Origin of the sequence: Acetobacter aceti NBRC 14818 (genome assembly GCF_000193495.2) — a bacterium.
Classification (GTDB): Bacteria; Pseudomonadota; Alphaproteobacteria; order Acetobacterales; family Acetobacteraceae; genus Acetobacter; species Acetobacter aceti.
Genome location: NZ_AP023410.1, coordinates 677503 through 699211 on the forward strand (window position 1 = coordinate 677503; position 21709 = coordinate 699211).

At 57.6% G+C, this 21709-nt stretch carries 20 protein-coding genes and 1 pseudogene; 13 read left to right on the plus strand and 8 right to left on the minus strand.

Translation table 11 applies throughout. The features are described from left to right. Positions 1-114: 114 nt before the first annotated feature. Positions 115-630: a hypothetical protein gene (locus EMQ_RS03125; protein ID WP_010667300.1), complete on the plus strand. Its 516-nt coding sequence runs from the start codon at positions 115-117 to the stop codon at positions 628-630. Positions 631-682: 52 nt separating this feature from the next. Here the strand turns inward: EMQ_RS03125 and EMQ_RS03130 are convergent, their stop codons facing one another. Further along, positions 683-886, minus strand: a complete 204-nt coding sequence (locus EMQ_RS03130; protein ID WP_010667301.1) for a hypothetical protein — start codon at positions 884-886, stop codon at positions 683-685. Positions 887-1106: 220 nt separating this feature from the next. On the opposite strand from EMQ_RS03130, the gene murJ reads away from it, so the two are divergent. Next, on the plus strand, positions 1107-2669 hold the full coding sequence (gene murJ / locus EMQ_RS03135; RefSeq protein ID WP_010667302.1) for a murein biosynthesis integral membrane protein MurJ: 1563 nt from the start codon (positions 1107-1109) through the stop codon (positions 2667-2669). Between the two features lie 116 nt (positions 2670-2785). Here the strand turns inward: murJ and EMQ_RS03140 are convergent, their stop codons facing one another. Further along, positions 2786-3499, minus strand: coding sequence for a YfdX family protein (locus tag EMQ_RS03140; protein WP_158320014.1), 714 nt, complete (start codon positions 3497-3499; stop codon positions 2786-2788). A gap of 206 nt (positions 3500-3705) precedes the next feature. On the opposite strand from EMQ_RS03140, the gene EMQ_RS03145 reads away from it, so the two are divergent. From EMQ_RS03145 to EMQ_RS03155, 3 genes are read left to right on the plus strand one after another with little or no spacing between them, the layout of a single operon-like run. Then, positions 3706-3984 (plus strand): hypothetical protein, encoded by a 279-nt coding sequence (locus EMQ_RS03145; protein WP_010666894.1) that lies wholly within the window; start codon positions 3706-3708, stop codon positions 3982-3984. 4 nt (positions 3985-3988) lie between these two features. After that, positions 3989-5518: a PepSY-associated TM helix domain-containing protein gene (locus EMQ_RS03150; protein WP_231368011.1), complete on the plus strand. Its 1530-nt coding sequence runs from the start codon at positions 3989-3991 to the stop codon at positions 5516-5518. Beyond that, positions 5515-5850, plus strand: coding sequence for a hypothetical protein (locus EMQ_RS03155; protein WP_010666896.1), 336 nt, complete (start codon positions 5515-5517; stop codon positions 5848-5850). The genes EMQ_RS03150 and EMQ_RS03155 overlap by 4 nt, the downstream gene beginning before the upstream one ends. Positions 5851-5908: 58 nt before the next feature. On the opposite strand, the gene yajC is transcribed toward EMQ_RS03155, so the two are convergent. Continuing rightward, complete coding sequence (gene yajC, locus EMQ_RS03160) at positions 5909-6280, minus strand: preprotein translocase subunit YajC (protein WP_010666897.1); 372 nt, start codon at positions 6278-6280, stop codon at positions 5909-5911. 138 nt (positions 6281-6418) lie between these two features. Between yajC and EMQ_RS03165 the strand changes: the two genes are divergently transcribed. The 4 genes and pseudogenes from EMQ_RS03165 to EMQ_RS03180 all read left to right on the plus strand — a co-directional run bounded on the left by EMQ_RS03165 (position 6419) and on the right by EMQ_RS03180 (position 10651). After that, on the plus strand, positions 6419-7279 hold the full coding sequence (locus EMQ_RS03165) for an ATP-binding protein (protein WP_026200248.1): 861 nt from the start codon (positions 6419-6421) through the stop codon (positions 7277-7279). Positions 7280-7414: 135 nt separating this feature from the next. After that, positions 7415-8548: pseudogene (locus tag EMQ_RS03170) on the plus strand (Rieske 2Fe-2S domain-containing protein); the annotation flags it as partial. Positions 8549-8858: 310 nt separating this feature from the next. Continuing rightward, complete coding sequence (gene mutT, locus EMQ_RS03175) at positions 8859-9842, plus strand: 8-oxo-dGTP diphosphatase MutT (RefSeq protein ID WP_010667447.1); 984 nt, start codon at positions 8859-8861, stop codon at positions 9840-9842. A 53-nt stretch (positions 9843-9895) separates the two neighbouring features. After that, the gene (locus tag EMQ_RS03180; protein ID WP_010667448.1) at positions 9896-10651 is read left to right on the plus strand and encodes a competence/damage-inducible protein A; all 756 of its coding nucleotides are present in this window, start codon (positions 9896-9898) and stop codon (positions 10649-10651) included. An 82-nt stretch (positions 10652-10733) separates the two neighbouring features. On the opposite strand, the gene EMQ_RS03185 is transcribed toward EMQ_RS03180, so the two are convergent. From EMQ_RS03185 to EMQ_RS03195, 3 genes are all read right to left on the minus strand, one after another. Beyond that, positions 10734-11705, minus strand: coding sequence for an acetyl-CoA carboxylase carboxyltransferase subunit alpha (locus EMQ_RS03185; RefSeq protein ID WP_026200246.1), 972 nt, complete (start codon positions 11703-11705; stop codon positions 10734-10736). Positions 11706-11770: 65 nt separating this feature from the next. After that, positions 11771-12742: a tyrosine recombinase gene (locus EMQ_RS03190; RefSeq protein WP_010667864.1), complete on the minus strand. Its 972-nt coding sequence runs from the start codon at positions 12740-12742 to the stop codon at positions 11771-11773. Between the two features lie 102 nt (positions 12743-12844). Further along, on the minus strand, positions 12845-13120 hold the full coding sequence (locus EMQ_RS03195; protein WP_010667863.1) for a hypothetical protein: 276 nt from the start codon (positions 13118-13120) through the stop codon (positions 12845-12847). A gap of 93 nt (positions 13121-13213) precedes the next feature. Between EMQ_RS03195 and aroB the strand changes: the two genes are divergently transcribed. From aroB to alaS, 4 genes are all read left to right on the plus strand, one after another. Then, a complete protein-coding gene (gene aroB, locus EMQ_RS03200) occupies positions 13214-15040 on the plus strand; it encodes a 3-dehydroquinate synthase (protein WP_081470991.1) in 1827 nt (608 codons plus the stop codon). Positions 15041-15325: 285 nt separating this feature from the next. Then, the gene (locus EMQ_RS03205) at positions 15326-16453 is read left to right on the plus strand and encodes an OmpA family protein (protein WP_010667861.1); all 1128 of its coding nucleotides are present in this window, start codon (positions 15326-15328) and stop codon (positions 16451-16453) included. Between the two features lie 89 nt (positions 16454-16542). Continuing rightward, positions 16543-17052, plus strand: coding sequence for a GtrA family protein (locus tag EMQ_RS03210; protein ID WP_018308475.1), 510 nt, complete (start codon positions 16543-16545; stop codon positions 17050-17052). A gap of 217 nt (positions 17053-17269) precedes the next feature. Beyond that, entirely contained in the window at positions 17270-19927 is a 2658-nt protein-coding gene (gene alaS / locus EMQ_RS03215) for an alanine--tRNA ligase (protein WP_010666922.1), read from the plus strand. A 399-nt stretch (positions 19928-20326) separates the two neighbouring features. On the opposite strand, the gene EMQ_RS03220 is transcribed toward alaS, so the two are convergent. Then, positions 20327-21088: a fasciclin domain-containing protein gene (locus EMQ_RS03220; protein ID WP_231368010.1), complete on the minus strand. Its 762-nt coding sequence runs from the start codon at positions 21086-21088 to the stop codon at positions 20327-20329. Between the two features lie 153 nt (positions 21089-21241). Continuing rightward, complete coding sequence (locus tag EMQ_RS03225) at positions 21242-21682, minus strand: hypothetical protein (RefSeq protein ID WP_026200245.1); 441 nt, start codon at positions 21680-21682, stop codon at positions 21242-21244. Positions 21683-21709: the final 27 nt, after the last annotated feature.

A 21709-nucleotide genomic window follows, 5' to 3' on the forward strand; every position in this document is an offset into this window, starting at 1 on the left:
AGCGGAATAACGCCAGCCGGAGCGAAGTGTTCCGTTTTGCAAAAACGATATATCGTGACTACCGAGAAGCAAGGTCAGGTGATAGAGCCTGCCAATACTTTTTCGGAGAATGAAATGCGGCGCGCAGGTATTGTTGCGGGACTACTGTTCTGCTTTTCAGCCCATGCACAGGAAGCCATCACCACGCCGGAGAGGATGGATGGAGCGTGGGTAGCCCTTCACCACTCGTCCGATGGTGGCGAGCATGTGGATGCCTGTATCCTGAAGGCAAGCGGACCGACGCTCCAGTTCCGGGCAACAGGGAAAGAGCTTTCCATTCAGGTAGCGGATGAGAGCGCCTCCTCCGGACAGTCGCTACCTGTGACGCTGACCGCAGGAAGCTTCACCAGAACATTTCCCATGACATCAGCGGAAACAGGCGCTCTCTCAGCGCCTGTTGAATCTGATTCCTTGCTGGACACTCTGGAGGCTTTCAAAAAAGCTCCAACGCTGACGATCAGGATTGGCTCCACCGATAGCGACCCGATTCCTCTGGAAGGCAGTTCGCGGACGCTCGATGCTTTTGTTTCCTGCATGAAGACACATGAGTTCGGCGGATCGAAAAAGAGCGGGAACAAGGGACGGCATTAAGAACCTGCTATCGTCTGCCCCGGCTTCTCACCAGAAGCAGACGCCAAGATCGTCAGACCCCCAGCCAGATAGCGGCCAGCACAAAAATTGTCCCCAACGTGACAAGAACCAGTATGCCAGCCGCATTGCCGGGCATGACGGAAGGCAGTTCAGCGACAAAGCGTGCCGCGGCCACCAGCATCAGGACGCCAGCGACAAACGCCACGATCCTTACAATTGACGTGGAACTGATGGGAAAACGTCTGATCGGCCGCATGATGACTCCGGGTCCGCTCCTGTCCGGCAACTGGTGAGGAAGCAGCCTCAAGCTCTAGCATCTCTCGGAGGCAGGGCAACCCATGACTTCGCGCCCTCTCTCATGCAGAAAAGCGCGGGCCAATCACAGACCGGTTTTACGCACGCTCCATACATATTTTTCTTCACATCGCTTCACAAGCCATCTTCCCGATAACCGCTGGACACTCCTATAAGCGCTCATGCTCAAAGGGTTCCTCACTGTCGGCGGCTGGACCATGCTCAGCCGCATTCTCGGCCTTGTCCGCGATCAGCTTCTTGCTGCCTTCATGGGGGCCGGGCCGATGCAGGATGCCTATCAGGTGGCCTTCCGCCTCCCCAACATGTTCAGACGGCTTTTCGGAGAAGGCGCGTTCAACGCCGCCTTCGTGCCGCTCTTTTCGTCGGAACTGGCGACGGAAGGAGATGACACGGCCCGCACCATGGCGCGGCAGGTGTTCGGCGTCCTTCTGACCTGGCTGGTGATCCTGTGCATGCTGGGTGAGATCTTCATGCCAGCCGTTCTGCGGGTGATCGCGCCGGGTTTTGCGGAAAACGGCGCGCAGTATGAACTCGCCGTTTCACTCAGCCGCATCACCTTCCCTTATCTTGTGCTGATCTGCGCAGCGGCACTCGTGTCCGGCGTGCTGAATGGCCTGCACCGTTTCAGCATGGCCGCCGCGGCTTATCTTTCCTTCAATGTCGTGGGCATCGCCGCCGTTCTTTTTGCGACGCCGTTTTTCCCCGACGTCGCCCATGCCGCCGCGTGGGGCGTGACAGCGTCTGGCTTCGTGCAGCTTGGCCTTCTCATGTATGCGGCCCGGAAAGCCGGTTTTGACCTTACGCCGCTACCGCCGCACATCACCCCCAAGATCCGCCAGCTTGGACGACGAATGTTGCCGGGCCTGATTGGCAGCGGCATCACGCAGATCAATCTGACCATCGACACGATCATCGCCACCCTGCTCCCCGCGGGCAGCGTCTCGCTGATGTATTTTGCCGATCGCCTGAACCAGTTGCCTCTCGGCGTGCTTGGAGCCGCTGCCGGAACGACGCTGCTACCGGTCCTGACCCGGCATCTGGCGTCAGACGATATCGACGCAGCTCACGCGGCACAGAACCGGGCGATGGATTATGTTCTGATGCTCACCCTGCCCTCGATGGCCGGATTGCTGGTTCTCGGCACGCCCATCATGCAGGTTCTGTTTGCGCATGGCTCCTTCAGCCTGCTGGATGCGGCCCTGTCCGCCCAGTCTCTTCGGGCTTATGCGCTTGGCCTCCCAGCCTTCGTGCTGGCAAAGGTTCTGGCTCCGGCTTTCTTTGCTCGCGGCGATACGTCCACACCGGTCAAAATCGGTTTCTTCACCCTGACGATCAACCTGATCCTTAACCTGCTGCTGATGAAGCCTCTCGCTCATATCGGGCCGCCCCTCGCCAGCAGTCTTGCAGCGATCGTGAATGTCAGCGTTCTGGCGGCTTTACTGATCCGTCGCGACGCCCTTCGCCCCGACGCTTCCATGATTCGGCGGATTGCCCTGATGGGGATGGCCTCGATCGTCATGGCGCTGGCTTTGCTGGGGCTGAACAGCCTGCTGACGATGCCTGCGTCCCATGTGACATTCTGGTTGGCTATACTGCTGTCTTGTGAAGTGCCTATAGGCGGCCTGCTTTATCTGCTGTCCCTGCACCTGTTCGGTGTCTTGGATCTGGCCAGCGCTCTGGATGGCGTAAAGCGTCGTCTGAACAGAAAGCGTGGAAAAGCGTGAGTGCTCATCCCTATACGGCAGAAAACTGAGCCTACCGACAGGGCTCAGATCAGCCGATAAAGATGGATCCCGGGAGGCCCAGACCCTGCCTCCCGGCCGTGATATCAGTCCGTTTTTTACTGCTCCGGATTTTGTGGGGCTGGTTGTGATGAAGTCGACTTCTTTGTCGCTGTTCCCAGAACATTGTCTTCACTGACAAAACGGAGCGACTCCTGCGCCTCCGTCAGAGCGGCAACGGCTTCATCAGTTTTTCCGCCTTCCAGAAGAACGGAAGCACGATAAACATCAGCCGTGAAAGCCTGCTGAGGCGCGATGGCGAGCACAAACTGAACGTCCACGCCTGCCTTTTCCAGCCCTTCGGCAGCCGCTTTCGCTTTACCTTTCTTCAGCAGGTCATTGGCTTCAGTAATCGCCTGCTGCTGTCCGGGAGACTGTTTCTCTTCAGATGAAATGACATATTGTCCAAGCACCGGCAGCCAGAGAACAGGATCTGCTGCAGCCGTTGCGGAGGGAAGCTTGCCGGGGTGTCCGGCGGGAACGGCTGCAGCAGGGTGCAACTCGTTCTCGGCCTTCAGAAACTGACGATTATCCTGCGTCGCCCGGGTCAGTGTCTGGTTGGCGTCAGCCAGCGCATCCGTGGCGATTTTCTGGTCTTTCCCGATAATCGCCCGGCGGGCTACATCCACATCAGCAAAGGCTCGCAGACCTTCCTGCGAAAGTCGCCCGAAATCCTGATCAACCTGTCTGGCTGTTACAGGAGCAGCAAAGGCAGGCTGGGCGCACACCGCTGCAGTCATGAGGGCTGAAGTCAGAAACGCACGGATAGTCATAAATTTCTCCAGAAAAACGATCACCACAGATTGACTCATCTGGCTTCAGAGAAAAGGCAGAGAGACGCAATGCCGCCTACAGATTTTGGCATGGAACACTTTTCAACAATTCGAAGGGCTGTTTTCCCGTATTATCCGCTTTACAGGAGATGAATATACCCCCTATCAATTGCGAATAAATCTCATTTACAGAAACCGGCTTCACTATGGCTTTCTCATCCTACTACCTGCCCCGCCTGCTGATTGCAGCCCTTCTGGCCTACCCGGCAGGGCTGGTCGTCGCAACCTTTCTGCCTCACCTGCTGCATATGCCACGGCCGGATTCCTTTTTCGTCGCTCAGGTGGGAGCGGTCATCGTGGTGCCCACCACGGTGCTGACGATCTTCGGAACACGCTCACTCTTGGGGGGATTGCTGGCAGCGGTTGCGGTCATAGCCGCCACCATGCTCATCGCGCTTCCACTCGCTGCCTTCGGACCTCAGTAACGCGATGACAACTCCTCACAAACAGAGCGTGCCCTCCCTGCGCATGCGTATGGGCTGGCTGCACGCATGGGTCGGATTTATCGCAGGTCTGCTTCTGGTCTGTATTTTCGTGACCGGAACCATGTCGGTCTTCGACACGGAACTCACACACTGGATGCAGCCGGAAACGCCCTATGCTCAGCCCGGTATCCCCTCTGCCGAAGCACTTGATAAGGCCGCCGCCGCCGTGACAGCGCAGGAAGGCAAGAAGAACCGCATCTTTCTCAGCCTGCCTTCAGATCGCGATCCTCTGCTGCATGTGACTTACATGGATCATGACGTCTTCAAGAGCGAGACATTCCATCCGCAGACCGGACAGAGCGTTCCCCTCCGCGAGACAGTGGGAGGACTGTTCTTCTTTTCCTTCCACTACACTCTTTATATGGGCCGCATGTTCGGCGTGATCTTTGTGCAGGTTCTCGCTGTGGGAATGCTGGTCACGCTTGGGTCGGGTGTCATCATCCATCTGAAAGCCCTGCTGCCCAATCTCGTGGCTTTCCGCCCACAGTCCAGCAGCCCCCGCCCCTGGATCGACGCGCATGTGATCGCCGCCGTGCTGTTCCTGCCTTTCATGTTCATGATCGCCTACACAGGCGTCCTGATCCACGCGAATCGTTTCTTTCCCACTACCGCCATAGAGCGTCCCAACCGCGACGGACCGGGACGCAATGGCCATCACCAGATGCCTTCTTTACCACCGCTGGCACCTCTGCTGGCCGATGCGGCAGAAACATTTGGTGCGGACAGGCTGGGCTTCATCCAGTTTTCTCCGAAGACCGTGACCGTTGTGCGGGCTGACAACACAAAGATCGGCATCAGCCGGGATCATATTGATTATGATCGCGTGACAGGCGAACGCATCGGGCTGGTCAGCAAAAACAGTCCAGCAGCCCGAACGTCCCAGTTTCTCAGTGGTCTGCATATGGCGCGGTGGGCTCCTGTCCCGATGCGCTGGCTCTATTTCATATCGGGCTGCGCTGGCTATGTCATGTTCGCCACAGGGCTTGTGATGTTCCTCATAAAGCGTCGTCGCACAGCCACCCAAAAGAACTCTCTGCCTATGGAGATCGCGGAAGGTCTGGCGCTTGGCACAGTGCTGGGCATGCCTCTGGCCTGCGCTGGCGTGCTCTGGATGAACCGGCTGCTACCGGCTGATCTTCCTACCCGTGTTACGATTGAAGGCTCGACACTGTTTGTCCTGTGGGGAGCCCTGACTGTCCATGCGCTTGGTCGGGCATTCGGACACAAGGTGATGAAAGGATGGATCGAGCAGAGCAGTCTGCTGTCGCTGCTCCTCTGCCTGCTTCCCGTTCTTGATCTTGCCACACGCTGGAAATGGATCACGGGACAGGACCAGACCGTCTATGCCGCCGTCGATCTGACGGCAGTGGTTCTGGGTCTCCTCGCCCTGCGTCTTTCGGTCGTGCTGAAACGCAAAACCGGCACAACTGCCAGCCTGTCTGGACCATCCTTCTCAAAAGAGATTGTGTCATGACCATTCTGACAGTGTCGCTGCTGTTGAATCTTGTCCTGTGGAGCCTCGCGCTCGGGTGCCATGCCCGTCTTCAGAGCGGCTGGCAGAGACGGCGGAACTGGTTTCCTTCCCGGCTAGTGCAGCAACTCATGCAGGCAGGCAGGGCAATCCTGCCCATGCTGGGGTTGATCCTGTCCATGCTGCTGGCAGGATCAGAAGGCGTCATCAGCTGGGTGGCATCCGCCTCTGTTGGAGGCGTTCTGGTGGCACTGACAGACGCATGGCGTGCACCACCCAAAGCAAAACCCAGACATTCATCCCGCCGTCTTTCAGCTCAGGAAGGAGCGATTTAGGTTTTCACTATCGTCGAAAGGCTGAGAGGGGAGCCTTTTTACTTTCCCCCCTTCCCGATCATGCCTTACCGACGCTTGCCCCGGTATCGTTGGCAGGCTTTTCCACGCTGGAAAGCACGGTTGAAACTGTGGAACGCAGAACCTTCACAGAGACGTTCGGAGCGATCTCGACCTCAATTTCGTCCATCTCCGGAGAAGCCTTGCGCACTACCCCGATGATGCCACCCGACGTGACGATCCGATCACCACGGCGCATGTTCTTCAGACTCTCCTTCAGCTTTTTCTGTTTCAGCTGCTGCGGGCGGATCATCATGAAATAGAAAATGACAAAAACCACCGCATAAGGGAGCAGCTGATAAACGCCGCTCAGGCCACCTCCGGCACCGCCGGCAGCCTGAGCGTAAGCAGGGGAAATAAGGAAATCACTCATTGTAGTAACTTTTCGTCCGACGGGTTGCGGTCAGCCATAGCCGACTGATACGCCGGGACCATAGATTTTGGGCGCGACGCGTCAACCATTGCTTTATGTCACAGCCTTCTGTCTCAGGCCTGTTTTTCGGAAATGAAGATGACCACAGATATCATGCCCGTTCTGGAACGTATCGCCTCCGCACTGGAACGTCTTGCTCCGGCCACAGCCTCCCTGGATGGTCTGGACAGTGCCGACGCCTTCATCTGGCAGCCCCAGCGCGGCAGACTTTCTCCTGTCCGCACCGTATCGCATGTCGCCCTGAAACTGCTTCAGGGAGTCGATTCCCAGAAACAGTTGCTCCTGAACAACACGGCGCATTTCGCAGCAGGCCTTCCAGCCAACAATGCCATGCTGTGGGGCTCCCGCGGCACAGGGAAGTCCTCCCTTGTAAAAGCGTGTCACGCCGAAATCAATGCAACGCTTCCTCCCGACCAGCACCTGATTCTCATTGAGATCGAGCGTGAGGATCTCGGCACCCTTCCCGATCTGATGGATCTGCTGCGCACCTCCAGCCGCCGCTTCATCGTGTTCTGTGACGATCTGTCCTTCGAGCGCGAGGATGCGGATTACAAGGCGCTCAAATCGGTTCTCGACGGCGGCATCGCCGGACGACCGGAGAATGTGCTGTTCTACGCCACTTCCAACCGTCGTCACCTGATGCCGCGTGACATGATCGAGAACGAGAAGGCGACAGCCATCAACCCTTCCGAAGCGACAGAAGAAAAAGTCTCGCTGTCTGACCGTTTTGGTCTCTGGCTTGGTTTTCATGTCTGTCCGCAGGACGTTTATTTCGACATGGTCAGAGCCTATGCGAAAGAACGCAGGCTCGCGATTTCGGATGAAGATCTCTGTGCCCGCGCCAATGAATGGGCTGTCACGCGAGGCAATCGCTCTGGTCGTGTCGCGGCACAGTTCATGGATGATCTGACAGCATCGCTGAAAAGCGGGAGTCAATAAGTTTACAAAATCTTTCCTGTTGATCTGCCTCACTTCACCGCGAGGATGGAAGTGCTATAGGAAAATGACTTTATTTTTTATACCGTTACGAAAAACAGTGCATGCTGTGCTTTATGAGATGTGAGCAGACATACGATGGATCAGCCAACCACGACCGAACTGTCAGAAGACTTCGAAGCCTTCTGCGAAGCAGCTCCTGAAGCAAAGCATAATCAGCCGGTCGATCTGCGGCGTGTCCATTGTGATCCCGACTTCTGGTATCCCGTGGCCTGGTCGCGTGAACTGAAGCGCGGCAAGACGATCGGCGTGCGTTACGCCGGACAGCCCATCGCACTGATCCGGCCTGAAGAAGGCAATATCTTCGCTCTCGAAGACCGTTGCGCGCACAGACAGGTTCCCCTGAGCAAAGGGCATGTGCAAGGGCAATCTGTTCAGTGCTGCTATCACGGCTGGGCATATGGCCGCTCCGGCCGATGCATCGATGTGCCTTATCTTGGCAAAGGCAAGCTGCCGAATGGCGTGCGCACCTATCCGGTGATTGAGCAGGACGGGCTGATCTTCGTGTTCCCCGGTGATCCTGAGAAAGCCAAGACAGTGCACCTCCCCGCCACGCTCGCCCGCGTGGACGACCCGGCTTACAAGACCCGCCGTTTTGGTCAGGAAGTCGGCTGCCATTACAGCTTCATGCATGAGAACCTGATGGATATGAATCATCAGTTCATGCACATGAAGCAGATGGGGCAGATGCGTCCCCGTTTCCTCGGTCAGAAGCGTGAACCGGGTCTTGTCGAGGCGCGCTATTCCTTTGCCCGCACTGGCGGCAAACAGCCGCTTGGCGAGGCGTTGATCTTCGGCGAGCGTCGTGATGCCTCAGCAAAGCATCAGGATCGTGACGTCATGACGATCCGCACGACCTATCCGTATCAAACACTGCATATCCAGACGGGCGATGAAGCGCCTGTGATGGATCTCTGGATTGCCTACACGCCGCAGGACAAGGACCAGCTGACGAACCGCACGTTCGGCCTCCTGTCGGTCAAACGTCCGGGCATTCCGGGCCTGCTCGATCTCGCATGGCCTTTCCTGATTGCGTTCACCGAGCGGATTTTTGCGGAAGACCGTGAAATCGTCGAGCTTGAGCAGCAGGCATGGAAAGATCTGGGCGGCGACCACAATCTTGAGGTCTTCCCGGTCATCAACAATCTCCGCGCGCTTCTGGCTGAATGTGGCGTTCCAGCAGATGCCAGCAAGACGGATGCGCCCGCAGCCTGTGCGAGGGAAACGTCCTGCAAAAAGACAGAGCAGCCCGCAGCGGCGACCTCGCGTCCGGCTGAAAGTGACGATGCGTCCGCGCCTGCTGACAAATCTGTCGTTCCCACGACAGCTATGCCAGCACCGGATCATCAGAACGCGACTGCTTCTGATGGAAAAACAGAACCCCCCTCGCCTCTGGTCGTGACACCTCCGAAACGGAAACGTCATCGAAGCCGGAAACACCATAAAGATAACGCCGTGACCCCTTCCGTTTCCTGACAATATCGAGGCAGCAGTGACTTTTCCGGTCGAACCACCAAGGCTGATGGCTGGAACATTCTGCCTGAGAGGCCTCCGTCCTGATGATGCGGGGGCCATTCATGCGCAGGTCAACGACTGGAACGTCATCCGGATGCTCAGCCGGTTGCCGTTCCCCTACCCGCGCGATCTGGCCGAACGCTGGATCGCCAGCACTGTCCAGCAGGCCGAAGCCAGAACGGCTTATCACTTTGCGATCGAAAATCAGGCTGGCGCGGTCATCGGGTGTATCGGCCTGACGCTGAGCCAGACTGACGGCCATTATCGCGGCTCACTGGGTTACTGGATCGGACGCGAATACTGGCGGCAGGGCATCGCCACTCTGGCTGCCGACCGCCTCTGTAGCTGGGCTTTTGCGAACCTTCCTGTCGACACGATCGAAGCCTCTGTCGCACAGGACAACGTTGCCTCCGTCGCCGTGCTGAACAAGCTCGGTTTCAGGCAGACAAGCACCGCCACCCAGACATTCACCGCACGAGGCGGCAATGTGAATGTCCTGCTGTTCAGCGCATCCCGTGAAAGCTTCGACACCGCTCACCAGAGCAATCCCGTTGCAGAAAACGACTCATCGATTGAACAGACGGAAGAGCCACGCCGCCTCGTGCTGGTGGTGGCAGCCGTTCTGATTGACGCGAATAACCGTATTCTTCTGGCCCGACGCCCGGAAGGCAAGACGCTTGCAGGATTGTGGGAATTTCCCGGCGGCAAGATGGAACCGGGTGAAGCCCCGGAAACCTCTCTGATCCGGGAGTTGCGTGAGGAGCTTGGCATTGACGCCAGCCGCGCCTGCCTTGCGCCTTTCACCTTCGTGTCCCACAGTTATGAAAAATTCGATCTGCTGATGCCGATCTATCTGTGTCGACAGTGGCAGGGTCATCCTGAAGGGCGCGAGGGACAGAAACTGGCCTGGGTGAAGGCCGACGAACTGGACCAGTATCCCATGCCGCCCGCCGATATTCCTGTTATTCCCTTTCTGCGTGATCTTCTTTGACTGTCTGACGCCTGATTGTCTTCACTGTGCATGAGAAAACGAGATACCCGGTCATGAATCCCACTTCCGCTCTTATCGTTATCGGCAACGAAATTCTTTCCGGGCGTACGCAGGACGCCAATATCCGTTTTCTGGCAACGCATCTTGGTGATATCGGCGCCCCACTCAAGGAAGTCCGCATCATCCCGGATGTGCGCGAGACGATCATCACCACCGTCAACGAGATGAAGGCGCGTTACGATCAGGTCTTCACGACTGGCGGGATTGGCCCGACCCATGACGACATCACGTCAGCCTGCGTAGCTGAAGCGTTTGGTGTCCCACTCGAACTGCATGCGGAAAGCGCCGCACTACTGGAAGACCATTACGGCAAGGATCAGTTCACGACAGCCCGCCAGCGGATGGCGATGCTGCCGCGTGGCGCAACGCCGATCAAGAACGCGGCCTCCATCGCTCCGGGATTTTCCATCGGCAACGTGCATGTCATGGCGGGCGTGCCTTCCATCATGCAGGCCATGTTTCATGCCGTCAGTCCGACGCTCAGACGGGGGCAGCCTATCCAGTCGAAAACATGGTATGCGCTCGGCATCTATGAGAGCGTCATCGCCGCTGCTCTGGAAGCTGTCCAGAATCGCTATCCTGATCTGGATCTCGGTTCTTATCCGTTCAAAAGGGCCGACGGTCGTGGCGGCGTCGCTCTTGTAGCGAAAGGTTCCGACCCGGCTAACCTCGCAGCCGCTTCGCAGGCAATTCACGATCTCATCGCAGCGACCGGAGAAACGCCGATAGAGGGCGAACCAAAAGCCTGATCCGCACTTTCGAAGTCACAAAATGCAGAAAGGCCCGGACACAATGTTCCGGGCCTTTCTTTATAGCGGACAAGTGGAAAACTCAGTTCAGCGCACTACGTCCCATCGCCAGGAACTTTTCACGTCTCTGGGCAATAAGCGCCGCTGCGCCTTCACTCAGCAACGGCATCAACTCTTCCGCAATCGACTGACCAAGCTTCTCGATCATCGACTGAGGATCGCGCTGCGCTCCACCGACTGGCTCTTCGATGATTCGGTCAATCAGACCAAGCTTCTTCAGATCCTGAGCCGTCAGACGCAGTGCTTCGGCGGCAGTCGCAGCCTGTTTCGGATCACGCCAGAGAATCGAAGCGCATGCCTCCGGTGAAATCACCGAATAGATGGCGTTCTCAAGCATCAGCACCCGATCAGCCGTAGCCAGAGCAACAGCGCCACCCGAGCCGCCTTCTCCGATTATGGTCGAAATCAGAGGTACAGGCACCGTCAGGCAGGTTTCGATCGACCGGGCGATGGCTTCCGCCTGACCACGGGCTTCCGCGTCGATACCGGGCCATGCGCCAGACGTATCCACGAATGTAAGAATCGGCAAACGGAAACGTCCGGCCATTTCCATCAGGCGAATGGCTTTGCGGTAGCCTTCCGGACGCGCCATGCCGAAATTATGCTGCAAGCGGGTTTCCAGATCAGAACCGCGCTCGGTTCCGATAACCACCACGGACTGACCGTTGAAACGACCCAGACCACCGATAATGGCCTTGTCATCGCCAAACTGACGGTCACCGGCAAGTGGCGTGAAATCGGTGATCAGTCCCTTGATGTAATCAAGGGTGTGCGGCCGCTGCGCATGACGTGCAACCTGCACCTTCTGCGACGGGGTGAGCTTGGCATAGAGCGAGCGAAGCTGCTTCTCGACCTTATCGGAAAGCTTTCCGATCTCATCAGAGATGCTGACGCCATCACTCCCGCCATCGGCTGCGGCGGCGGTGTTGCGAAGGCCATCGATCTTGGTCTCAAGCTCGGCGACCGGTTTTTCGAAATCCAGAAACTGACGCATGGTCGACGCCGATAGCACACTCACGGACAATTCCAAGCGTGCTGATTTCCCTCACCAGCTCTTTCTTACGGTTTTTTCTCGCTAGCCTCTTTTTGCATGAGACTCTGCTCATCTGTGTCACCCGCCTCGACAGCAGGTTTTCCCAGCGGATGATGCGATTCGACGACAGCCCTCAAGCGGTCTGCCTGCACATGAGTGTAGATCTGGGTGGTTGCGATGTCCGCATGCCCCAGCAGCATTTGTAGCACCCGAAGATCCGCTCCATGTGCCAGCATATGAGTCGCAAACGAATGACGCAGCACATGAGGAGACAATCGTGCGGGATCGATTCCTGCCCGCGAACCGATGTCAGTCAGAATCTTGTCGAAACCCTGTCGGGTGATCGGACGCAAGGGAGTGCGACCGGGGAAAAGCCAGAGACTTTTCTTTGCCTCATCTTCCAGCAGCAGGGCCATGACTGCATCACGGGCCGGGTCGGACAGAGGCACAAGACGCTCCCGTCCACCCTTGCCGCGCACCATCAGCATCCGGACATCCTCCCGGAACATGTCCCGTCTCAACGCGAGCAATTCAGAGATTCGCAATCCGGTCGAGTAAAGCAGCTCCAGTGCGGCACGACCCAGCAAAAGACGGCGCCGCTGTGCCGGGCGGTTGTCCGGTGAACAGGTGGAGGCGTCGATCAGGGCCGACACTTCGGTTTCTGTCAGAAATTTGGGAAGCGTCTGCTGCGGCGATGGCGCATCGAGTTGACTGGCAGGGTTATCCGCCCGCCGCCCCTCGCGTAGCAGAAAGAGATAGAACTGGCGGATACAGGAAATCCGGCGGGCGATCGTGCGACGCGCCAGTTTATCTGACGCCATTTCGGCGACCCACCGGCGCAAAGCCTCCACGGAAGCCGTAGCAAGCGTCTCACCTTCAGCACCGAGCGCCTCGCTGCAATGTTCGAGATCCCGTGTGTAGGCGGCAAGGGTTGCTGGTGCAGCGGCTCTTTCAGCCGCCAGCATCTCAAGAAACGAATCGACTGACTCGTCAGTCACGATCCATTCCCTGACGGTGAAACAGCTTCATTGAGACCGGCTTTCGTAGCCTCACACTGACAAGCCACTCTCACGGAAACTGTGCACTCTGCCTGTTCGATTTCACTGCGCTGGTGTTGGCGCCACTGCCGCGGGCGCAGCTGCCGGGGAAGCCACAGGTGCCGCAGACGGCACGGTCGTCGGAGCCGGAACCACAGCCTGCGGCGGCACCACAGAGACAGGCGCGGGCTGGGAGGCTGCCGTCAGGCTGGCTACAGAGAGTTCCTTGTGAACCATCTGCTGGGTTGCTGGCGGACCTGACGACACTCCGAGAGAGAGAATGCCACCACAGATGACAACAGCAGCGGCTCCGGCTGCGATAAGGACGATTCGGCGCATTTCAGCCTCGATTCTTTCAGTCCCGCAGCCGGTAATATCCGCCGCGTTTCCATGATGACGTGTGTTTGCCCGCTCTATGTTACGATGGCAGCCATGTCACGCCCATTCTTACCTGAACGGGGGAATGCAGTCCTGCCTGAGCAGACGCCTGCGTTGCCTCCCTCCCCGCCTCCGGACACGGTCCCGGAGCCCGCGCCTGCCCTGCCGCTCAATCTGGACGCGGTTCGCAGCAGCACCGGCTTTGGACCTCTCTGCGGCCGAAGCATTCTGCTGATCGGCCTGATGGGAGCCGGAAAATCAACCATAGGCCGCCGCCTCGCCCAGCGCCTCGGACTCGGATTTGTTGATGCCGACGCCGAAATCGAACGGGCCGCAGGCTGTTCGATCAACGATGTTTTCCGTCTGTATGGCGAGGAAGCTTTCCGTGACGGCGAACGACGGGTTCTGAAACGCCTGATCGACGGCCCCTCCCGCGTAATCGCGACAGGTGGCGGTGCTTTCATGAACGAGCAGACCCGCGCCCTCATTCGGGAGCGCGCCATCTCGGTCTGGCTGCGCTGCCCACTGCATGTCCTGCTGAAACGGGTGAGCGGACGTACGCACAGGCCCCTTCTGAACGGTCCCAAACCGCGCGACGTGCTCGAACGGCTGATGATCATTCGTCATCCGGTTTACGCTGAAGCTGATATCATCGTGCAATGTGGAGAAGACAACGTGGACAACGCCACAACCCGCGTCATCGAGGCGCTGGCTCTCAACCACCGCCCACGTCGCCTCCCCGTGCGGCTTGAGCGTAACCCTTACGAAGTCATCATCGGCACGGGCCTTATCGAACGTGCCGGTGCGCTCCTGGCGACAGTACTGCCGCAAAAGCGTGTCGTCGTGGTCTCCGATACGACGGTAGCGGAACTTTACCTCCATCCTCTGCTGGAATCTCTCTCAGACTCCGGCTTTGCCGTTCAGAGTATTGTGGTGCCGCCCGGTGAACAGTCGAAATCGCTGGGCGAGTTCCAGCGAGTCACGGACGCCATGCTGGAGCAGAAAGTCGAACGTCGGACTGCCGTCATCGCTCTTGGCGGTGGTGTGATCGGTGATCTCGCAGGATTCGCCGCTTCAGCGACTCTTCGCGGGCTGCCTTTTGTCCAGATGCCTACCACCCTGTTGTCACAGGTCGATTCTTCGGTTGGTGGTAAAACCGGCATCAACACGTCATGGGGCAAGAATCTGCTTGGTGCGTTTCATCAGCCCGCGATGGTTCTGGCGGATATCTCCAGCCTCGCAACATTACCGGTGCGCGAAATCCGGGCAGGTTATGCCGAAATTGTGAAGGCTGGCCTTATCGGTGACCCGGATCTGTTCACATGGTGTGAACGGCACGGTGCTTCCGTCATTTCACAGGACCCCGATGCACTGGCTGAAGCCGTCGAGCGGGCCTGTGCTTTCAAGGCGGCCATCGTGACTGACGATGAGTTCGAGCAGAAACCGGAAGGCGGTCGCGCGCTTCTCAATCTTGGCCACACGTTCGGTCACGCCCTGGAAGCAGAGATGGGCTACAACGGCAGCCTCCTGCATGGAGAGGGCGTGTCCATCGGCCTTCGTCTGGCTTTCATGCTCTCCGTCCGTCTGGGTTACTGCCCTCAGGCTGACCTTGATCGGGTAACTGCCCATCTGGATGAAACCGGCATGCCAGCACGGATTTCCCAGCTTGGACGCCACTTCGAGGCCCGCACGCTTCTTGACCACATGACAAGGGACAAGAAGATGCATGACGGCAAACTCAAATTTGTTCTGGTCCGAGGAATTGGTCAGGCATTTACATGCCGTGATGTCCCTGCGCAGGCGGTGCATGACGTGCTTGTGGAAGACGGATGTGCAGCAGATGCGATGCAGACACACGCTAGCCGTGGAACTGACATCTAAAAGCCACATAGGTCGTTACAAAACCCTCATCAACCGGCCATGTACAGTCATTCGGACCGAAGAAAAACAGGGGGCCGCATACCATTTGCAACAACAGAAAGTTCATGACCCAAACATGAACTGTTGCATATAAATCACGCTTATGGCGTGTAATAGGCGAAAGCCTCATCAGGTGGGTTCCATTCACGGAACCCATCGTTTTATAGGGCTTTTAGACAGCCTGTAGGGGCAAGGGATCGCAATTCACCGGTCCAGCCCAAACAGTTGATAAATGAGGACGAAAAAATGCGTCTCCGCAGTGCGTTACTCGCAACCACACTGATGGCAGCAGCACCAGTTGCCGCTTCCGCAACAACGATCACCGGACCGTACGTCAATGTCGGCGGTGGTTATGATCTGACACAGACCCAGCATGCCAGCACATGGGATCCGGGTTCACAGAGCACGGTCAGCTCCAAGTACCGTCACCAGAACGGCTTTACCGGCTTTGGTGCATTCGGCTGGGGCTTCGGCAATGGTCTGCGCGTTGAGGTCGAGGGTGTTTACAACTACTCCGAAATCAACCACCGCAACGGTGCCGGTGTCGCCAACAACAAGACACGTGGCAGCGACCAGTCCTATGGTGGCCTTGTCAACGTCCTGTATGACATCGACCTGAAGCAGTTCGGTATCGATGCTCCTGTCACACCGTTCGTCGGTGTTGGTGCCGGTTACCTGTGGCAGCACTACAACCCGACTGACTCGAACTTCGCCAACGGCTCCCGCTCGCGTCTGGGCGGCACGAACGGCAGCTTCGCGTATCAGGGTATCGTCGGTGCGGCCTATGACACGGGCATTCCGGGTCTGCAGGTCACAACCGAATACCGCATGATCGGCCAGACCTTCTCTGACGGTGCGTTCAAGACCACGGCATATGCTCCTGGTGGCGCGAAGATCGGTAGCGGCAACACAAGCTTCGATCACCGCTTCAACCACCAGTTCATCGTTGGCCTGCGCTATGCGTTCGATACGGCTCCGCCGCCGCCGCCAGCCCAGCCCTATGTCGCTCCTCCGGCTCCGACACCGGCTCGTACGTATCTCGTCTTCTTTGACTGGGATAAGGCCAACCTGACGGCTCGTGCTCGCCAGATCGTTGCAGAGGCAGCTCAGGCTTCCACGCACGTTCAGACGACCCGCATCGAAGTCAACGGCTACACCGATAACTCGTCGGCTCGTGGTGGCGCTGCTGGTGCGAAGTACAACATGGGTCTCTCGATCCGTCGTGCAGACAGCGTCAAGGCTGAGCTGATCCGTGACGGCGTGCCGGCTTCGGCTATCGACATCCATGGTTACGGCGAAGCCCACCCGCTGGTTCCGACAGGCCCGAACACTCGCGAGCCTCAGAACCGTCGCGTGGAAATCATCCTGCACTGATCCGCTTTCCGGATCTTTCAGGAAACGCTACGAAGAAGGGTGCCTTTCGAGGCACCCTTTTTTTGTTCTTTACTGTTTCAGGAAATATCGTGGCTGCCCGAAAGTCTTCTTTCCTGCGTCTATTCAAATTCGCAACTGTCGGCAGTCTCGGTCTTCTTTGGGATACCTGTACCGTCCTGAGTCTCAGAGACATCATCGGCCTGAACGCAGCAGCTCTCGCCGCCTATTTCGTGGCCGCCAGCTTCAACTGGACACTCAATCGCGTCTGGACATTTCGCGATGTAGGACGCCACGATCATCCGCTACTACAATGGCTCCGTTTTCTCTCTGCCAACAGTCTGGCGTTCTTTCTGAATCGTGGCACGGTCTACCTCCTGTTCTTCTTTTCTCCCTTCTGCGTAAATCATCCCGTCGTCGCGCTTGTTGTCGGCGCATTGGCTGGCATGGGCGCCAACTTCAAGCTGAGCGAAAGACTGGTCTTTCGGGAACGTCCGCCACAATCAGTTCTGGAACTTGGCGAAATTTCAGTCGGCATGGTTGATCCGGAACTTCCACAACCACAAACCGATGAAGCATCATCAGGCCGCGACAACCCATAACCCAGTTTGGAAAATAAAAGACCGATCTAATTCAGGATGTGGATGAGCTGCACTGCATGCCATCAAGCACATGGATTTCACTCTGAATTTCAGAAGCAGACCACGAGCCACCTTTCCCTGCCCGCCCTGACTGCGCTAGTGTTTCGCCTCAGATGTTTCTCTTGTTCTCCCGCTGTCTCTAACAGACGGCAGCTGCCACAGGACGCTTTTCCGCACCATGCCCACAACAAATGAAATCCGCTCCGCTTTTCTGGATTATTTTGCGTCCAACGACCATCAGATCGTCCCTTCGTCCTCACTGGTTCCCAGTAATGATCCGACGCTGCTGTTCACCAACGCTGGAATGGTGCAGTTCAAGAACGTCTTTACAGGTCAGGAGACACGGCCCTACTCCCGCGCCACAACGGCACAGAAGGTGGTGCGGGCCGGTGGCAAGCATAACGACCTCGACAATGTCGGCTATACAGCCCGACATCATACCTTCTTCGAGATGATGGGTAATTTCTCTTTCGGGGATTACTTCAAGCCTCGTGCAATTGAGTTGGCCTGGAATCTTATCACGAAGGACTTCGGGCTTCCGAAAGAAAAACTCCTCGTCACCGTCTACTCGGAAGACGAGGAAGCGGCTGGCCTATGGCGCAAGATTGCCGGTCTGACCGATGACCGCATCATCCGCATCCCGACTTCGGACAATTTCTGGCGTATGGGCGATATCGGACCGTGCGGCCCCTGCTCGGAAATCTTCTACGATCACGGTCCCGACGTGTTCGGCGGCCCTCCGGGTTCTCCCGATGAAGACGGAGATCGCTTCGTCGAGATCTGGAACCTCGTGTTCATGCAGTTCTTCGAGGACCCACCGGGCACGCGCACGCCGCTTCCTCGTCCGTCGATTGATACCGGCATGGGGCTTGAGCGCTTTGCCGCCATCATGCAGGGCAAGCGCGATAACTACGACACCGATACATTCCGCGCGCTAATCGAGGCTTCTGCCGAGGTGACGGCCCAGGCAGCCGACGGCCAGTTCAAGGCGAGCCACCGTATTGTGGCCGACCACCTGCGCTCCACGGCATTCCTGATCGCGGATGGCATCCTGCCTTCAAAAGATGGTCGCGGTTATGTGTTGCGTCGCATCATGCGTCGCGCCATGCGCCATCTGCACATGATGGGCACGTCGGAGCCAGTCTTCTACAAGCTGCTTCCTGCCCTCATCCAGCAGATGGGCGCGGCCTATCCAGAACTTGGTCAGACAGAATCCCTGATCCGAGAGACGATGCGCGGTGAAGAAGAGCGCTTCAAGGCGATGCTCGGGCGTGGCCTTTCGCTTCTGACGGAAGAAACCGACAAACTGCCAGCCGGCGGTGCCCTGCCGGGCGATGTTGCTTTTAAGCTGTATGATACGTTTGGTTTCCCACTTGATCTGACGCAGGACGCCCTGCGCTCAAGCGGTCATTTGGTAGACGTTCCGGGCTTTGAAGCCGCCATGAAAGTGCAGCGAGATCGTGCCCGCGCAGCATGGTCCGGTTCCGGTGATACAGCTGTTGAAACTGTCTGGTTTGAGGCACGCGACAAGTTCGGCGCGACCGAATTCCTTGGCTACAGCACGGAAACAGCTCAGGCAGAAGTCCAGCTTATTGCCTCGGGTGGCGTCAGTGTTGAATCCGCTGGACCGGGCACCAAGGTTGCAATCCTTCTCAACCAGACACCTTTCTACGGCGAGAGTGGTGGACAGGTTGGTGACACCGGTGAGATCGAAGCACCGGGTGTTAAGGTGGCCATCTCCGACACCCAGAAAAAGCTCGGCGATCTTCTGGTGCATTATGGCACCGTGACAGAAGGCACCCTGAAAACGGGCATGGCAGTCACGGCAAAGGTGGATCACACCCGCCGTTCCGCCATTCGTGCGCATCATTCTGCGACCCATCTCCTGCATGAAGCATTACGTCGTCGTCTAGGCGATCATGTCATGCAGAAAGGCAGCCTCAATACACCGGACCGACTGCGTTTCGATGTCAGCCAGCCTCGTCCGATCACCAAGGAAGAGCTGAACGAAATTGAAGCTGAAGTGAATGCTCGCATTCGGGAAAACACGGCTGTCACAACCCGCATCATGACACCGGATGAAGCCTCTGCTGAAGGTGCGATGGCTCTGTTCGGTGAGAAATACGGCGATGAAGTGCGCGTCGTCTCCATGGGCGGCAAGGATGCGGACGGCAGCAAGCCTGCGTGGTCAGTGGAACTGTGCGGTGGCACGCATGTCAGCCGCACCGGCGACATCGGTCTGTTCCGAATTTCTTCGGAATCTGGTGTTTCGGCAGGTGTCCGACGGATTGAAGCTGTGGCTGGTTCCGCAGCAGAAGCCGTGGCTGTGGCGAATGAAGAGCGCCTCTCCCAGATCGCTGCGATGCTGAAAGTTACTGTGGCGGAAACGCCAGAGCGCCTTGCCACACTGCTGGAAGAGCGCAAGCTCATGGAGCGGAAAATCTCCGATCTCCAGCGCAAGCTGGCGGCTGGTAGCAGCGATGCGACCAAAGTGGAAAAGATCGCGGGCATTTCTTTTGCCGGTCGTAATGTCGGCGAAACCCCAGCCAAGGAGCTGAAAGGGCTGGCTGACACAATCGGCAAACAGATTGGCGAAGGCGTCGTCGCTCTTGTCTCGACAGCAGACGGGAAAGCCAGCGTCGTGGTGGCCGTCAATCCTGCGCTGCCGGAGGGGATTGATGCCGTGTCCCTCGTCAAGGCTGCCAGCGCAGCCCTTGGCGGAAAAGGTGGTGGTGGTCGCCGGGATATGGCGCAGGCAGGCGGTCCGGATGTAGGCGCGGCTGATGCGGCGCTCAATGCCGTTCGTGCCGGGATTGAAGCCGCTGTAAACGCCTGATCAACGGGCATCAGAAGCCATCCGGATGACGTCGATTGCATCATCCGGATGGCATACTATGTGTTGCAGGAACATTTTCCCGGTCGCCAGTCGTTTCATCGAACAGATGAGAGCGCTCTTAGAAACAAAGCTAAGATATCAAGGCAACAGGCTGATAATAAAAAATAAAAATATTTTTTGTCTTTTTGATAAAGCTGATTTCATGCAGCGCTCAAAAAGACTTCAGCAAAACTCTTCTCCGAAGCGGGACGAGATACAGTCAGAGATGACCTTCACACCAGTCGAGTAGAGACTGCGTTTTGATCGGGATAGAAAAACACCCTCTCCTGAAACCACTCACGGATGGTCTCAGTCCGACGTGTCGTTTTCACGTCATGCCGGACCAGTCTGGGATCGAACTCAGTGTGTCGCGGGCAAGGGCGCCGCCACAATACCGTTGGGAGCAGCAGGCTTCACGACAGCCTGAGGTGGAAAGACAGGCGCCAGCGTCGACTGTGTAAAATACAGGACGCCATTGGACTGGGGCACGCCTGTCACCCACAGATGATTACTGGCACCCGCTGCATTGCTGACCAAAGGTTGTCCTGTTGCCGGGTCGAGCGAAAAGGTCAGCGGGATTCCAGCAAGCGTCTTCAGACTGAAGGCATGCGTAGACGACTTGGCAAGAAGATCCTTGATCTTCTTTACAGGCCACTTACCCGGAACGATTGTGTAGGAAATCAGCGCTTTCAGTGAGGCCCGGTTGGCCGGATCAAGCAATCCGTTCCGGAACTGCGCCGAGTATTGCGCCAGCGGCTCATTGGGGATGGCAAAGACCGTGTAGGGGCCTTTCTGCTGCAGAATAGCAAAGTAGCCTGAAACATGTAGCGCCCGAGTGTAATTCGCCAGTTCGATCGCCGCCGACACGCCTTCCGAGATAGGACGGTCACAGTAAATCGGCGTTTCCGGATCAGCGTAGGCAATCCGGCTGTCAGGCGCTTCTTTCTCGCTGGCTGGTACGTAATTTCGGGTGCCGGACACGGTCGGAGCCATGAAGGAGCAGACACTTCCTACCTGCTTGTAGGAGTCCTGCCGTGCCTTGCTCTGACATCCTCCGACGGACAGCGCCATCACTATAGCAGCGCCTGCCGCGCTCCACTGCACTGCCCGCTCTGGCCGCATCCTGATATCCCCGTTCCAAATCCCATGCCTCCGTCCATGACGGATGACTATCCTGTTACTCTCTATGGGGTCCGGGTTTCGTATCTGTAAATCCCTCGCCAGACCGCAAAGGAGAGTTACTCCTTTTTTCAAGTCCCTGGAAAGTGGTGACAATCAGCAACCATCGCCCCGCATGGTCCATCCCCGAACCAGACCGTCAGACAGCTCGAACGTGGTCTGGCAGACGGAGTTGTAATAGCTGGGAGGGAAGCCACCATCCATGCCCCAGCCCCAACCGCCCATTCCACCCCAGCCTCCCATACCGCCCCAGCCTCCCCAGCCGCCGCCCCAGCCTGGACCGCCCCAGCCCCAACCCCAGCCCATGCTGCCGGGATAGTACTGGGTCTGATTGTCTATGTAGGCGAGAAACAGGTGATTATTGGCCATGAAGGTCCGTGTTGGCACGCCAAAGGCACGCACGACGTCCACTTCCGTCTTGCCCACAAGGGAATCAAGCTGCCGGCGTTGCTCCTTTGTTGGCCCCGAGCAGGCTGTCAGGGAGACCAGCATCAGAGAGGCGAGCGTCAGGGACGGTCCAATACGCCGGATGATCATAACAAATTTCCCGATCATTTCTCCCGC

Excerpts from the sequence above, each read along its gene's own strand:
- EMQ_RS03125 (WP_010667300.1), top strand. The coding sequence starts at position 115 with ATGCGGCGCGCAGGTATTGTTGCGGGACTACTGTTCTGCTTTTCAGCC.
- EMQ_RS03130 (WP_010667301.1), bottom strand. The coding sequence starts at position 886 with ATGCGGCCGATCAGACGTTTTCCCATCAGTTCCACGTCAATTGTAAGG.
- murJ (WP_010667302.1), top strand. The coding sequence starts at position 1,107 with ATGCTCAAAGGGTTCCTCACTGTCGGCGGCTGGACCATGCTCAGCCGC.
- EMQ_RS03140 (WP_158320014.1), bottom strand. The coding sequence starts at position 3,499 with ATGACTATCCGTGCGTTTCTGACTTCAGCCCTCATGACTGCAGCGGTG.
- EMQ_RS03145 (WP_010666894.1), top strand. The coding sequence starts at position 3,706 with ATGGCTTTCTCATCCTACTACCTGCCCCGCCTGCTGATTGCAGCCCTT.
- EMQ_RS03150 (WP_231368011.1), top strand. The coding sequence starts at position 3,989 with ATGACAACTCCTCACAAACAGAGCGTGCCCTCCCTGCGCATGCGTATG.
- EMQ_RS03155 (WP_010666896.1), top strand. The coding sequence starts at position 5,515 with ATGACCATTCTGACAGTGTCGCTGCTGTTGAATCTTGTCCTGTGGAGC.
- yajC (WP_010666897.1), bottom strand. The coding sequence starts at position 6,280 with ATGAGTGATTTCCTTATTTCCCCTGCTTACGCTCAGGCTGCCGGCGGT.
- EMQ_RS03165 (WP_026200248.1), top strand. The coding sequence starts at position 6,419 with ATGACCACAGATATCATGCCCGTTCTGGAACGTATCGCCTCCGCACTG.
- mutT (WP_010667447.1), top strand. The coding sequence starts at position 8,859 with ATGGCTGGAACATTCTGCCTGAGAGGCCTCCGTCCTGATGATGCGGGG.
- EMQ_RS03180 (WP_010667448.1), top strand. The coding sequence starts at position 9,896 with ATGAATCCCACTTCCGCTCTTATCGTTATCGGCAACGAAATTCTTTCC.
- EMQ_RS03185 (WP_026200246.1), bottom strand. The coding sequence starts at position 11,705 with ATGCGTCAGTTTCTGGATTTCGAAAAACCGGTCGCCGAGCTTGAGACC.
- EMQ_RS03195 (WP_010667863.1), bottom strand. The coding sequence starts at position 13,120 with ATGCGCCGAATCGTCCTTATCGCAGCCGGAGCCGCTGCTGTTGTCATC.
- aroB (WP_081470991.1), top strand. The coding sequence starts at position 13,214 with ATGTCACGCCCATTCTTACCTGAACGGGGGAATGCAGTCCTGCCTGAG.
- EMQ_RS03205 (WP_010667861.1), top strand. The coding sequence starts at position 15,326 with ATGCGTCTCCGCAGTGCGTTACTCGCAACCACACTGATGGCAGCAGCA.
- alaS (WP_010666922.1), top strand. The coding sequence starts at position 17,270 with ATGCCCACAACAAATGAAATCCGCTCCGCTTTTCTGGATTATTTTGCG.
- EMQ_RS03220 (WP_231368010.1), bottom strand. The coding sequence starts at position 21,088 with ATGCGGCCAGAGCGGGCAGTGCAGTGGAGCGCGGCAGGCGCTGCTATA.
- EMQ_RS03225 (WP_026200245.1), bottom strand. The coding sequence starts at position 21,682 with ATGATCATCCGGCGTATTGGACCGTCCCTGACGCTCGCCTCTCTGATG.